We start from the raw sequence: 13,749 nt of genomic DNA, 5'->3' as shown, positions 1-13,749 counted from the left end.
GACCCAAAGCGGAATTCGGCAGCCACAAACTCGTAGCCGGAAACCGGACATTCGGCTTTCGAACTTACGACAGATGCGGTGGGCGGCTGGAATGGGCTGAAAGAGCCACAACCAACACTCCGCTTTTAAGCCACTCCCTTCGGTTTTTTTGAGCAATCAATTTCGACCGCATTCGTTTCAATTCGACCTAGAGTTCTTCTGGGTATAAAGCTGCCTCTCTGTTGCTCAGCTCCGTCGGTCCGTGAGTCCGAGCAAGCAACAGATTAAATACTGAGCTGCTTTGTATCGCTCGAATGCCATCCCTTGAGATGGTCAATAAACCACCGTCCCGCAGGTCCCGGGGGTGCCGCCGCTTGATGAACTGCAGACATTGGCAGTGGGTATCCCGTGCGTGGCATATCGTCCACGTCCAAGGCAACCAGCTCTCCGACATCCATGTCGTGCTCAATCATGTGAAGGGGCATACTGCCCCATCCGACACCGTCCTTGAGGAAGGCGTACTTGGTTGATAAGTCCGCCAAACGCCAGGTGGATGGGGACATGACTCCATAGTCGCGGCCAGCCATCAGCTCTGACCTGTCAGTGAGAACCAACTGCACATGCTTCGCAAGTTCATGTCGCGGAATTCGACCCTTGAACTGGGCAAGTGGATGGTTCGCTGAGGCGACGACAACCAACGGGATTTCACCAAGGCGCTCGCTCACAAGCGAGGGAAATGCGACAGGCAGTGCGGCCAGGATACCAACGCTGCAACGGCCATCCAGCACGGGTTGGTAGCCTGCCCCCAAGCCCTCCACAAAAAGTCTAAGGGGAGTGAAGGGAAATCGCTCTGCAAATGCCTTGACGGTTGCACTAACCACGTACGTCGGAAAGAAGACGTCAACAACGACAGACAACTCCGCCTCAAGCCCGGCAGCCATCAATTTGGCCCTGGCCTTCAAGGTGTTCACTCCGGATACGACAGCACGCGCATCTGCCAGTAGCAGAACGCCCTCCGGAGTCAATTTCGGAAACCTCCCAGTGCGGTCGAACAGGCGCACACCGATTTGCTCCTCCAGGCTATTGACCCAACCACTCACTGCGGACTGAACACGGTTGAGCTTTCTGGCAGCAGCAGAAAAGCTCCCCTCATCAACAGCTGCAATGAACGTCCTTAGCTGGTCCAAAGAAACGCCGTCAAGCATCAAAACCTCCCTCTATCTCAAATACAGATATTTCACATCTCAATATACCGTCTTTTCAGAAGTTTGATTGACCTGCATCATTCGTTCCCATTAAAGCATCTCATTAAGGGATAGGACATGAATGCAATCCATCTTAATTCTAAGGGTCATGAAAATCAGCCGAATTTCTCGGTGAATACAGACCCTGCGGTGACGCCTAAGCGCTACAGCACCACAGCCATCACGCTGCATTGGGTGCTGGGTTTGGTCATCCTGGCGGTGTTTGGCGTTGGCCTGTACATGGCGAATCTGCCGTTCTCACCGCTGCGTCTGAAGCTCTACAACTGGCACAAGTGGACAGGAATGACGCTTTTGGCCTTGACGGTATTTCGTTTGGTATGGCGCGTCACCCATCGCCCGCCCGCGCTTCCTGGCCGCATTGCGGCTGCCATGCCGACCTGGCAACACCATGTGCACCACACCACGCATTCCGCGCTGTACATCCTGTTCTTCGCTGTGCCCCTGCTCGGATGGGCTTACAGCTCAGCCGTCGGATTCCCCATCGTCCTGTTCGGCGTGCTGCCTCTGCCTGACTTTGTGACCGCCGACAAAACCATGGCGGCCTTCCTCAAACCTTGGCACCAAGCCAGTGCATACGCCTTGATTGGTTTGGCGCTCCTGCACGCCGCCGCAGCTTTGAAGCACCAGTTCATTGACCGCGATGGCCTCATCAGCCGGATGTGGTTCGGCCGACGCTAGAACGCGTCTCCCCATCGTCAACCTTTTCTATTTGGAGTCTTTATGAAAACCTATCGTTTACTCATTTCTGCCGTAGCAACTATCTGCGGCCTATGTGCCGGGTCAGCCGTCCAGGCTGAGCAAAAGCTCGTTCAACCGCAAAGCGAAATTGTCTTTGTAAGCAAGCAAATGGGCGTGCCAGTTGAAGGTCACTTCAAGAAATTTGACGCGCAAATCGCTTTTGAGCCAACCAAGCCTGAAGCCAGCAAGATTGTCTTCACGGTGGACATTGCCAGCGCCACGATTGGTGTGCCAGAAACCGATGCCGAGCTGCCAAAGGCGACCTGGTTCAACACAGCCAAGTTCCCACAAGCAACGTTCCAGTCCACAAGTGTCAAAGGATTGGGCGCAGGCAAATTCGAAGTCAGCGGCAAGCTCAGCATCAAAGGCGCTAGCCGTGATGTGGTGATTCCCATCGCATTGGTACAGGCCGGAGCCACCACCACCGCAATCGGAACGTTTGCCCTCAAACGTCTGACTTTCAAGATTGGCGAAAACGAGTGGGCCGACACATCCATGGTGGCCGACGACGTTCAAGTCAAGTTCAAGCTCGCGCTGACCGGCGTGGGCAAGTTGTGAGTTCCCTCGTGTTTCCTCCTTCCTCAACCTCTCTTTAACTTTTTTTGGAGATTTTCATGCGTACCACCCTTATCGCCGCAGCACTGGCGTCCGCCTCTCTCATCAGCCTAGCCCATGCGGAGGTTTCGACCTACAGCATTGACCCGACCCACACCTTCGTGACCTTTGAAGTCACCCACTTTGGTACATCCACCAACCGTGGTCGCTTCGACAAGAAGGAGGGAACCATCGTGTTGGACAAGGCTGCCAAGACAGGCAAAGTCGAATTGACCCTTGATACCAGCTCCATCAATACCGGCACAACTGCTTTTGATAAGCACCTGCAGAGCGACAGCTTCTTCAACTCAGCAGCATTTCCCAGCGCCAAATTCGTTGCCAACAACTTCAGCTTCTCTGGTGACAAGGTGAGCGAAGTAAGTGGACAGCTCACGCTTCTTGGCAAAACCAATCCTGTGGTGCTCAAGGCGACCAACTTCAACTGCTACATCAACCCCATGCTCAAGCGTGAGGTGTGTGGTGGTGATTTCGAAACCACCATTGTCCGCAGTCAATGGGACATGGGCTGGGGCGTCAATCTGGGCATTCCTGACAGCGTGAAACTGGCCGTGCAAGTTGAAGCCATCAAGCAGTAAATCGTCCGAAATCAATTCACCAACCAATTTAAGGCACATCATGAACCTCCTTCATCTCGACTCCAGCGTACTCGGCACTGCATCCGTAAGCCGTCAACTATCTGAAGGTATCGTCGCGCGATACAAGAAACTGCACCCAGACATCAAAGTCGTTTCACGCGACCTTGCCGCGGACGGCGCCATGCATTTGACGGGCGCTCACATGGCAGCATTTCAAGGTGCCGTTGTTGAAGACGCCACTATCACGGCAGACCTTCTCAAAGGGAATGCCTACATGGATGAACTGTTCGCTGCAGACATCCTTGTCATAGGTGCGCCTATGTACAACCTATCAATTCCCACAACACTGAAAGCTTGGATTGACCGCATAGCAGTCGCAGGCAAGACCTTCCGATACACCGCAACTGGTCCTGAAGGCTTACTAAAAAACAAGCGGGCTTTCATTGCTTCTTCGCGCGGTGGCGTCTATTCTGCGGGAAGCCCAGCTGCCGCCCTGGAGCACCAAGAGAGCTACCTTCTTGGCCTGTTGGGCTTCTTGGGCATCACCGATGTAACTGTCGTTCGAGCAGAGGGCATTGCGTTTGGCCCTGAAGCCAAAGAGGCCGCGGTCACACGCGCGCTCGCCGAAATCGAAGCCATCGCGGCTTAATAACCAACTTCCAACTTTTTCAAGGAAATCATCATGACTTTTTCAATCATCGGTTCAGGCAATGTGGGCTCCGCTCTGGCCCGCCAATTTGCCCGCAATAACATTCCTGTCGGCATCGCCAACACCCGTGGTCCAGACGCTATTGCGAAACTCGCGTCTGAGCTGGGTAGCGCAGTCACTGCCATGACGCTCCAGGACGCACTGAAGGCCGACGTCATCATCTTGGCTGTCCCCTTCATGGCTCACACCTCGGTTGCCGCGGCAAGTACGAACTGGACAGGCAAAACCATTGTGGATGCCATGAACACGTACGGCGTTCCACCGGAAGTGATAGCCGGCAAGGCGTCCAGCGATGTGGTGGCGGCGGCCTTCCCCGGTGCGAATGTTGTCAAGTCGCTCAATCAGTTGCCGGCAAAACTTCTGGCTGCGTCTCCCATTGAAACTGGAGGGCGCCGCGTAATGTTCGTCGCTGGTAATGAAGCGAATTCCACCACGGCGGTAGTGGAACTTGTCACCAACCTGGGATTTGCCCCCATCTTTGTCGGCAAGCTCAATGAAGGCGGAGTTCTGCTTGAAAAGGATGGCTCCTTGGTGTTGCAGAACCTCATCAAATTGGGCTAACCCAAGGTGGGGGACCCATGGCCCCATGGCTCCCCCACCTCCACTTCGCGTGCAACGAACATCCAAAATGCGGACCACGCAGCAGAAGTGCGCGAAGAGCGCCTGGCTTCCTCAACCCAAAACAAAATGACTTCTGCAATCATCAATGTTCAACCGCTTGGCTCGCCCTGGGAGACCATTGACCCTTTTTTGGTCTGTGTCCATCACGTAGACAACTTCCCTGCTGGAAACGACTTATTTGGACCCGGTAGCCTTGAGGGCCGCGACTCGGAAGGGACGAATGGCTGGCGTATGTACCATGGGCGCGCAGTGCCAGGGTTTCCCGCACATCCCCACCGCGGATTCGAAACCATCACCATCCTTCGCCAGGGAATAGTCGACCACGCCGACTCTTTAGGCAACAGTTCACGCTACGGCGAAGGAGATGTCCAATGGCTTACCGCCGGCCGAGGCATAGTCCATTCAGAGATGTTCCCGCTCTTGAATCAGCTCGGTCCCAATCCGTTGGAGCTCTTTCAAATTTGGCTCAACTTGCCGGCCCACAGCAAAATGGTGGAGCCACATTTCAAAATGTTCTGGGCCAAAGACATACCCGTCCATATGCCAAATGGTGATGACGGAAGTGTTGAAGTCCGATGCATCGTTGGTACCCCGGATATAGCCAACCCATCTCGTCCTCCAGCGCCACCCATTAATTCATGGGCAGCTGAGCAGAATGCGGACGTGGCTATCTGGACTATCAAACTGGCGCCGGGGGCGAAGTGGACCTTGCCAGCGTCCTTAGACCAGCTGACACGAAGGCAGCTATTTTTCTACAAGGGAGAAAGCATGACCATAGACGGGAGCCGCGTGGTGGCTGACTCCGCTATTGAAGTCCGCTGTTCCGAAAAACTGCAGTTGGTCAATGGCTCCGAACCCAGTGAGGTCTTAATGTTGCAGGGTAGACCTATTGACGAGCCAATTGTTCAAAGTGGGCCGTTTGTAATGAATTCAGCCAGAGAAATAGAGCAAGCCTATGCCGATTTTGAACGCACACGATTTGGCACGTGGGACTGGCCAACAATTGACCCCGTCCATGGCAGAGAGAAGTCAAAATTTGAGTCCCGCTAATTGAAGGGAAACTCATTTGTCACGCCATTGGTGTGGCGCAACGTCCGGTAAAAAACTAGCAATCTGCGGGTATGCAAGACCACTGTATCGGCAAAGGTGAAGTCTACGACTGCCCGCTGACCGGCACACAGGCTGACGCCCACAAAGCAGACATTCACCAACGCCCGCACTGGGGGCGTTCAGGCGTTGCGCCCAAAAGGCAAAGGGCGGACGTCCTAGCCGGGACCCAATCGGAGACAATCCAAACGAAGGGCGTACGCACGAGATTGGGGCTTATTCGCAACGAATAGTGAAATGATCCAGAAATTCATGCTGTACCGCGGCAGGCAGATAAATTATGTAATCGGCGCGCCCAGTCTGATTGGTGGGCAGAAAGTTCGAGTGTCCGTCAGGTGAAAAACAAAAACCGAGACAATTTCAACAAATTGACAAGGGAAAAAATTGCGAAGGGTGCGGGGTGGTTGTGCTCGTTTCCAAACTGTCAAGCGCCGACGGTTGGGGCTACGTCTGATGGCGAAGAAGTAATCGATATTGGTATAGCTGCGCACATATGTGCGGCTGCACCAGGCGGCCCTCGTTACGACGATAAGATGTCACCGGAGGAGCGCTCCTCTGCGAAGAATGGCATCTGGATGTGTAGCGATCACGGCAAAGCCATCGATTCGAAGGATCCGATGTTCACCGTTGAGCTGCTCCGGGAATGGAAGCAGCAGGCGCGAACCGATTCGTGGCGACGTGTGTTGCGCCATGAACAGGCGCGCGGGCCGGCTGTCAAAGCGGACGCGCAATTGGCAGGGAATATACGGACTGCCGCAGACGCGGATCTCAAGGTTTTCCGTAACACCCCAAAATGGCCATCCACGTCGGTCGCGCTCACACTGAACGTGGACGGGTTCGACGAACCAGTGACGACAAGCGCGCTCGCGGGCGCGGTCGTGTCGCTGGATGATTTGATCCTCGTCGCGCCACCCGGCATGGGTAAGACCACTACGCTCTTCCAGATCGCCGAAGGGGTGTTGGCGAGCGGCAACGGTACGCCGATCGTGGTGCCGCTCGGCGATTGGGCGACGGAGGGCGCGACGCTTCTGGACTCGGTCCTCAAGCGTCCGGCGTTTCGTGGAATCTCGGAAGATGACTTCCGCAAGGCGGCAGCTCAGCCCGGCGTCGTATTGCTGCTCGACGGCTGGAACGAGCTGGACGCACAAGCGCGGACCCGCGCGCGCGTGCAGGTCGCCGCTCTCAAGGCGGAATTGCCCGAACTCGGCCTAGTCGTCTCAACGCGCAGGCAATCGCTGGACGTTCCTTTCGCAGGCACTCGCGTCGATCTCCTACCGCTCAACGACGAGCAGCAAATGCAGATCGCCGTCGCAATGCGCGGCGACGCAGGCGCGAAGATCGTGGATCAGGCGTGGCGCACTGCGGGCGTGCGCGAGCTTGTGACGATTCCCCTTTATCTGACTGCACTGCTGTCGCTTCCTGGTGACGCACCGTTCCCGACGACCAAGGAGGAAGTGCTGCGGCACTTCGTGGCCGCGCACGAAAAGGAAGTGAGCCACGCAGAAGCACTGCGCGCCGTCGCGCAAGGATTCCAGCAGGACTATCTTGACGGTCTCGCTGTCTTCGCCACGCGCGCGGTGAACACGTCCATCGCCGACAACAACGCACGGCGGTCGATTTTCGAGACCGCTGCCCTGCTGGCCGACAACAGGCAGATCACGATCAAGCCGCAGCCCGATGCGGTGCTCGATGTGCTCGTCAGCAATCACGTTCTGATGCGTGCAGGCGACACGCCCGGTTACTCGTTCCAGCACCAGCAGTTTCAGGAATGGTATGCATCGCATTCGGTTGAGCGCCGTATCTTCGGCGAAGTCTCTGACCTCAAAGGGCGCGAGGCGCTTAAAGCAGAGATATTTAATCTCCCCGCATGGGAGGAAGCTATCCTCTTTGCGGTCGAGCGTCTGGCGCGTGGCGACGCACACCAGCGTGTGGAGTGCGGCAAGGCGATAGTCGCGGCGTTCGAGGTCGATCCGATCCTCGCCGCCGAGATGATCTTCCGCTCCACGGAAGAAGTATGGGTGCAGATCGCCGCGACCATTCAAGGACTGGTGACGCGTTGGCACGCGCCTGGAAAAGTGGATCGTGCCCTCCGCTTCATGCTCACGTCGGGCCGCCCCGAATTCTTCGATGCGGTCTGGCCGCTCATCACCGACGAAAACGAGCAAATCAGCCTTACGGCGCTGCGCAATTGCAGGCGCTTCAGGCCGTCGATTCTCGGAAAAGATCCCGAGAAAAAGATCAAGGCCCTGTCGTCGGCGGCGCGGACCGTGGTGCTGTATGAGATGGCGTCGCATAGCGGCATGGATGGCCTCGATCTGGCAAGCGCCATTGCCAAGAATGATCCCGATCCCGATGTGCGGGCGTCGGTCGTTGATGCGCTGGCGTTCCGACGCGCAGATCGCCATGTGGCGGAAGTGCTGCAAATGGCAGGCGATAAGACCTTCGACCTGATTGTCCGCAAGGGCCTTGTCGACGAGGTGGATGATGAACAGGTCAAGAAGGGCTTAATGGCGGCGCGCAAGCGACAAGCTTTAGAAAAAACGTCGGACTACGATCGACTGCGTGCAATCGTGTCCGCGCAGGGTGGCGAGGGTCGTAGCGCCGAGCTGACAGACATCATCAGCACGATGGTGATCGATCAGCAGCAGGATCACTGGAGACAATTGATCTATGAGGCGCGCAGCCGTTATCCGGGTGCGGTCACGGAAGGCCTGCTGGCACGCGTTCGCGCGGGACGCGCGCTGTTCTACGGTGCGGACGACATTCTGGCCACCTCCGGACTCACCCTGGAAGACGACGCGCTGCTTCAATTGGCGCTGGAAGAACCCACCACCCGTAACGACTACCGCGCGGAGGCTGCCGCTTCGGTTCTCGGGCCGAAAGCCGTCGGCCACTTGGTTGATGCACTACTCGACGTGGCTTCACGTTTGCGCGTCAACGATCAATACGACCGTGCGGCGAGTGAGTTGTTTAGCGGGTTGAAAACCCGCATCGCACATGTTCCGGGCGCGAGCCTCGTTGCAGCCGTGCTTGCGCGCACGATGCAGGGGGATATCGAGCGGATGGCACGCTTGGCTGACATTCTCTCGCGCCATCCCAATGGCGAAGCCGATCATGGCAGAAGGTTCGACGCTGCCGCGCTGGCGTCAATTCAAGGCCTTGTCGAAGCTTGGGGCCGCAGCATGCTCGCCTCGGACGACTCGAAACGCTGGCAGAAGGCCAGTATCGCGACGCTCGCGAGCCACGCTCCGTCCGTGACCCTGTTGCCTATTTTGAAACGGCTGCTGGACGACAATTTGCAGCGCTATCGCGCATTTCGCGAGGAAGCTGAGGCGACGGGATGGCGGCAGAGTCCGGCAAAGAATGAGGCCATGCATCCATACACAGACCAGTATCAGCGCGCGTTCTTGGCGATCAAAACGCCAGACACCACCGCCATGATGCAGGAATATCTGACAGATGAGCATTTCGGCGCGCTCGCCGCGCAGGTGCTCGCCGACCAATGGCGAATGGCGAACGAGTCGTCGAATGACAACCGCTTTTTCGGTGGCGTTGATTTCTCGGGCGTTGAGGAGAAGCGCGCGGCGCGTGCCGCCGACCCTGACGCGACGTCTGCGGAAGCGGAAACGATCTTCGCGGCGATCGAGCTCCTGATCGGGGATGGATCGACGAATGAGCAGAAGAGGCTAGCCGTCGCTCTCGGCATCGCCGCATCACGGCTGCCGCATGGCCAGCGCGCCAATACGATCCATAAGATCATCGCTCTCGCACCGAGGCGCACGCGTCCCGATCTGCTCCTGAACCTTGTTCTTTCGGGTGAGGAAATCGACATCAAGGTTGTCGCTGACGGGATCTCCGAGGCCTTCGAGGCGGCGAAAACCGAGACATGGATATTGACGCAGAGTGAGGGCTACGAACTTAAGCTTTGGCTGCGGCTCCTGCCGTTCGTGAGCCGTCCAATCGAGGCGCTGGCCGTCGTGCGCGGCATGCCGCCGGCGCAACGCGAGCCGCGATTCTTAGAGGAAATGGTCGGAGCTCTCGCCGATGCTCCTCCGGACGAAGCCGAAGATGTCTTGTTCAGGCTCGCGGAGGAAGAACCACGTTTCTATTTGAATGAGCGCTGGCGCGCGACGGCCTTCCGGTTCGGCACGCCGTCTTCAGCGCGCCGTATCATTGACTTGACTGTCATGGGGGCCATTGATGGAAAGACAAGGGACGAGTGGCATTTGGCGCGGGAGCTTGGGAGCCTTATCGCTACACCCCCCGATTTGCGCGCCCATGTGTATGGCCTGTTGAAAGACGGTCCGACCAACCGCGGGCTCACAATACTTGCCCATGCAGTCGCCGAAAATCCGGACGAGGACGGATTGCTGCTACTCGTAAGATTCGAAAAGGAGCTGAAGCGCGCCTTCGTTGGGTGGAAAACCGTTGAACTGGTTGTCACAGAGCATGTGCCTGCTAAAGATTGGGCAGGCGCATACAACGTTGTGCCAGTCCCTGCAGGCGCCTTGCGTCAAAAGCTGTTTGCGCTGACGACGGACGGCGGTCCCACGGACGCCGCTGCGCGCTGGCTGCGTCAGGTCGACGGGCACAGGGATGAACACGGAATGCCGGAAGGCGAGCCGCGTCATCCCGATCTGGCGTCCGGCAAGCCTTGGCCAATCATGCAGCCAGACTCCGACGCGGAGGGCTAACAGCGTTGAATGCTGGCGTCTAGCACCAGCGATGTCCGATGCCGGCAGGCCAAGCGCGAATGCCTCCTTGGGGCACGAAGGAGTCTGCGACAAATGTCAGCTCAAGGCTGATTAGCGGTGAAATGATTCACTGCTCCGAACCGGTCATTCACGAGTGCCCGCAAGTGGCCCAGAGGCCTTATTCGGCCGAATCCAGAACACCCGAGGCATTCAAACGGTCGTTCTTGTTTAGGTGAGCTCTCACCTTGGCTGCGCCACTGGCAGTAGGCGAAACGCCAGCACACCGAGTGTGAGAAGAGAAGCCACACTCACCAAAACACCCGCATAAGGGTCGTGCCCCAACGCTTGCGACCAAGATGCCGCAAGGCCGCTAAGGCTCTGCACACAGGCCACACCAAGAAACATGGCCATGGTGAACACCGACATGGCGCGCCCGCTCATTTCGGGGCTGTAGGAGGCACGCACGTTGGCGTACTGCAAAACCCCGGCACCGGATAGCACCGCCAGCACCACCATGCCTCCAACGTCTATCCAGGCTAGCGGCACCAGCGCCATAAGCACAAAGACCGAGGTCATGGTCAGTACCGCGCGCACAATCCATTGTCGTCGCCGTGCCGTGCCTGGATCGAAATGTCCAAACAGCGCAGGCGTGAACAGTGACAGCAGAGAAACCAGCAAGGCCACGTTCCCCGTCTGTACCAGTGACATGCCGTGGCGGTGCATCAGCAAGGGACCCAGCCAAAGACCGCGCAGGGTCAGAAAAGAGGCGTAGTTCACCAAAGCCAGCAACAGGATTCCCCATGTTTGTGGCAATAGAAACAACTCGCCAAAGCCACGCAGTGCGTGCCCAAGGCTATCCGGCCGATGGTGCGTGGCGGCTAGTCCCTCTCGCAGATGCCGGTGAACCAGCAACCACGAAACACAGGCCAGGCCAGTCAACGCCGCAAAGGCTACGCGCCACGAACTGACATCAATGAGCCACGCCAATGGCGTGCCCGTTAGCATGAGCCCTAGCCCGCCCATCCCCATGGCCATTCCGGATATTGCGGCAAATCGCTGCATCGGGAAGCGTCTTGCGATGAAAAGGGTGCACACCACAAAGGCCGGCGAGCAACCTATGCCGATCAAGACCTGGCCCAACACCAGAACGGCGTAATTCGGCGCAAGCGAAGAAATGAGGGCGCCCAGTATGGCCAAGGGAAAAGTGCAAAGCCATGTGCGGCGTAGCCCATAAAAATCCAGTGCGATCCCGATGACGAACTGACTCAAGCCAAATGAAAAGGCAAAGGTAGCGGCAAAAAAGCCCAACGCCTGCGTCGACAAACCGAAGTCCTGCTGCAAACCATTCGCCATCATTGCAGTGACGGTACGAAAGGCCTGACTGAGCGCGAAAGCACTTACCAGACTCAAGAGTGTCATCCAAGGCACGGTGGCTTCAGATTCAGCGGATGGATCAGACACAGAGGACATGGGTTGGTCCCTAGCGTACCGCACAGGCGGTTTCAACCGCAGCTACGCCACGCGGCGTTCCCACAAACCCACGCCGGCCTGTTTGGCATCGTGTTTGGCCAAGGCAGCCAGGTTCGCCACATCCTCTGCCCGCGTGTACTGGCTGCCGTCAATGGCGACTGCGCCAATCGACAGCGTGGTGCAGGGAAAGAAGCGCATCACGCCATGGCGGTCTTCGGCCTCAATGCCGCCCCGGCTCCGCGCTTCTTCATCAAACATGGCCTGCGCGCGTTCGGAAAATTCCTGCACCAGGCGTTCGCATCGCAGCTGCCAGTCGGGGCTTTGGAACAGCAGGATGAAATCGTCTCCGCCCACGTGGCCCAGAAAATCGCGCTGCGGGTCGCACTGCTCCATGGCGATGCGTGCCAGCAGGCGGATCATCTCGTCACCACGCCAGTAGCCGTAGTAGTCGTTAAAGGGTTTGAAGTTGTTCAGGTCGGCATAGCAGGCGACAAAGTGCACCTCTTTTTTTAGCAGCCGCTCAATGTGTTGGCTGATGGGGATGTTGCCGGGCAAAAAGGTCAGCGGATTGGCATGGCGGGCCGCTTCGATGCGGGTCTCGGTCACCGAGCGCACCAGTTGGTCGCCCGTGCCCAAGCCCACATAGCGGCCATTCTCGATGGCAATAAAACCGTCGGACAGGTAGCGCTGGTCTTGCGAGGTCAATATGCCCACCAATTCGTCCACACAGTGCTCGCGCTCAATCAGGCGCGGTTCGCGGTTGGCATGCACCGCGCAGGACTTGCGGCCCCAGACCTCGCGGTAATAGAGCTTGGTGTACTCGTTCATAAACTGCGCGCGGTTGATGATGCCCACCGGGCTGTCACCATCCAAAAGTGCCACAGCATGCAGCGTGGGATGCTCCAAAAACAGTTCGGCCAGCGCGTCGTTGTTCGTTACAGGCGTCACGGTGGGCGCGCGCAACAGCGACAGGCTACGCAAATGCCCGCCTTGCGATGCCCGACTGAGCTCGGGGAATACCGCCACCTGGCGCTCATTGAGCACGCGTTGCGGGTCTACCCCCAGGTACTTCAGCGGCGTGCGGTCCGGGTGGCCCAGAAAGTAGCCCTGGCCGTACTCCAGCCCCAGGTCGCGCAGCACGCGCAGGTCTTCGGCGGTCTCTATTCCCTCGGCCACCAGGGAGCTTCCAAAGATGGTGGCAATCTGCTGCAGCGCCTGGATGGTCTTGAGCTTGTCGCCGTGCTCGCTGATATTGCGCGTGAAGTACTTGTCGATCTTCACCACCTCGGGTTTGAGCTGAGACCACAGGCGCAGGCTGGAGCGGCCATCCCCAAAATCGTCCAGTGCCAGCGACACACCCGCGGAGCGGATATCGTTCACCACCTCGGCCAAGCGGTCCATATTGTCCACACGCTCGTGCTCGGTAATCTCCAGCACCAGCATGCGCGGCACCACGCGCATATCCTGGATCCAGCGCAGCAGCCCATCGCGCCCCTGCAGCTCAACAATGCGGGTCAGGGCATTGGCGCTGATGTTCACAAACAACCGCCCCACGCCACGCATCTGGCCCCAGTTGCGCAGCGCGGCCATGACACAGGCGCACTCAAATTCATAGCCCAGGTTCTCCAGCGCCGCAGCCCGCAGCAGGTTGTCGGGCGTATGCAGAGGCGTGCCCGCAGGGCCGCGGATCAAGGCCTCATGCGCGTAGATGGACGCATCTGCCAGATTCACGATGGGCTGGAACACGGGATACAAAGTCCCCTCTCTCAGCACTTTTTCCAGTGGGCCAGATTCGCCCTTCACCGCGGAGCGGGCGGCCACCAAACGCAAGGTTGATGTTGGCATGGCATGGATTCCAAAACGACTAGAGGGGCAGTCTAGGGAGACGGCGTGACAACTCCGTGACAAAACTGTGTCATGCGATTTTGTGAAAAATTACAAACGATATAAACTGTATATACCGTTTATTTTTTCAA

The 13,749-nt window shown here is 57.7% G+C and carries 10 protein-coding genes; 7 read left to right on the top strand and 3 right to left on the bottom strand.

What is annotated here, in order from left to right; all coding sequences use genetic code 11:
- Nucleotides 1-263 precede the first annotated feature (263 nt).
- Nucleotides 264-1,184 carry a LysR family transcriptional regulator gene (locus tag AC1DZ5_RS11620; protein WP_477889163.1) on the bottom strand — a complete coding sequence of 307 codons (921 nt, stop codon included), beginning with the start codon at nt 1,182-1,184 and terminating at the stop codon, nt 264-266.
- A gap of 117 nt (nt 1,185-1,301) precedes the next feature.
- Here AC1DZ5_RS11620 and AC1DZ5_RS11615 point away from each other — a divergent pair, with 117 nt between their 5' ends.
- The 7 genes from AC1DZ5_RS11615 (at nt 1,302) to AC1DZ5_RS11585 (ending at nt 10,303) form a co-directional block, all read left to right on the top strand.
- Nucleotides 1,302-1,922, top strand: coding sequence for a cytochrome b (locus AC1DZ5_RS11615; protein WP_477889161.1), 621 nt, complete (start codon nt 1,302-1,304; stop codon nt 1,920-1,922).
- A 42-nt stretch (nt 1,923-1,964) separates the two neighbouring features.
- Nucleotides 1,965-2,540: a YceI family protein gene (locus AC1DZ5_RS11610; RefSeq protein ID WP_477889159.1), complete on the top strand. Its 576-nt coding sequence runs from the start codon at nt 1,965-1,967 to the stop codon at nt 2,538-2,540.
- A 56-nt stretch (nt 2,541-2,596) separates the two neighbouring features.
- On the top strand, nt 2,597-3,172 hold the full coding sequence (locus tag AC1DZ5_RS11605) for a YceI family protein (protein WP_477889157.1): 576 nt from the start codon (nt 2,597-2,599) through the stop codon (nt 3,170-3,172).
- 40 nt (nt 3,173-3,212) lie between these two features.
- Complete coding sequence (locus AC1DZ5_RS11600) at nt 3,213-3,821, top strand: FMN-dependent NADH-azoreductase (protein WP_477889155.1); 609 nt, start codon at nt 3,213-3,215, stop codon at nt 3,819-3,821.
- A gap of 33 nt (nt 3,822-3,854) precedes the next feature.
- Nucleotides 3,855-4,442, top strand: coding sequence for an NADPH-dependent F420 reductase (locus AC1DZ5_RS11595; protein ID WP_477889153.1), 588 nt, complete (start codon nt 3,855-3,857; stop codon nt 4,440-4,442).
- Between the two features lie 126 nt (nt 4,443-4,568).
- Nucleotides 4,569-5,552: a pirin family protein gene (locus AC1DZ5_RS11590; RefSeq protein ID WP_477889151.1), complete on the top strand. Its 984-nt coding sequence runs from the start codon at nt 4,569-4,571 to the stop codon at nt 5,550-5,552.
- Nucleotides 5,553-6,226: 674 nt separating this feature from the next.
- A complete protein-coding gene (locus AC1DZ5_RS11585) occupies nt 6,227-10,303 on the top strand; it encodes an NACHT domain-containing protein (protein ID WP_477889149.1) in 4,077 nt (1,358 codons plus the stop codon).
- 240 nt (nt 10,304-10,543) lie between these two features.
- On the opposite strand, the gene AC1DZ5_RS11580 is transcribed toward AC1DZ5_RS11585, so the two are convergent.
- Complete coding sequence (locus tag AC1DZ5_RS11580; protein ID WP_477889147.1) at nt 10,544-11,773, bottom strand: MFS transporter; 1,230 nt, start codon at nt 11,771-11,773, stop codon at nt 10,544-10,546.
- 42 nt (nt 11,774-11,815) lie between these two features.
- Nucleotides 11,816-13,618, bottom strand: a complete 1,803-nt coding sequence (locus AC1DZ5_RS11575) for an EAL domain-containing protein (RefSeq protein WP_477889145.1) — start codon at nt 13,616-13,618, stop codon at nt 11,816-11,818.
- Nucleotides 13,619-13,749 lie beyond the last annotated feature (131 nt).

The organism is Rhodoferax sp. P1_F3, assembly GCF_056405715.1.
This window is presented reverse-complemented; position numbering and strand designations above follow the sequence as displayed.

Excerpts from the sequence above, each read along its gene's own strand:
- AC1DZ5_RS11620 (WP_477889163.1), bottom strand. The coding sequence starts at position 1,184 with ATGCTTGACGGCGTTTCTTTGGACCAGCTAAGGACGTTCATTGCAGCT.
- AC1DZ5_RS11615 (WP_477889161.1), top strand. The coding sequence starts at position 1,302 with ATGAATGCAATCCATCTTAATTCTAAGGGTCATGAAAATCAGCCGAAT.
- AC1DZ5_RS11610 (WP_477889159.1), top strand. The coding sequence starts at position 1,965 with ATGAAAACCTATCGTTTACTCATTTCTGCCGTAGCAACTATCTGCGGC.
- AC1DZ5_RS11605 (WP_477889157.1), top strand. The coding sequence starts at position 2,597 with ATGCGTACCACCCTTATCGCCGCAGCACTGGCGTCCGCCTCTCTCATC.
- AC1DZ5_RS11600 (WP_477889155.1), top strand. The coding sequence starts at position 3,213 with ATGAACCTCCTTCATCTCGACTCCAGCGTACTCGGCACTGCATCCGTA.
- AC1DZ5_RS11595 (WP_477889153.1), top strand. The coding sequence starts at position 3,855 with ATGACTTTTTCAATCATCGGTTCAGGCAATGTGGGCTCCGCTCTGGCC.
- AC1DZ5_RS11590 (WP_477889151.1), top strand. The coding sequence starts at position 4,569 with ATGACTTCTGCAATCATCAATGTTCAACCGCTTGGCTCGCCCTGGGAG.
- AC1DZ5_RS11585 (WP_477889149.1), top strand. The coding sequence starts at position 6,227 with ATGTTCACCGTTGAGCTGCTCCGGGAATGGAAGCAGCAGGCGCGAACC.
- AC1DZ5_RS11580 (WP_477889147.1), bottom strand. The coding sequence starts at position 11,773 with ATGTCCTCTGTGTCTGATCCATCCGCTGAATCTGAAGCCACCGTGCCT.
- AC1DZ5_RS11575 (WP_477889145.1), bottom strand. The coding sequence starts at position 13,618 with ATGCCAACATCAACCTTGCGTTTGGTGGCCGCCCGCTCCGCGGTGAAG.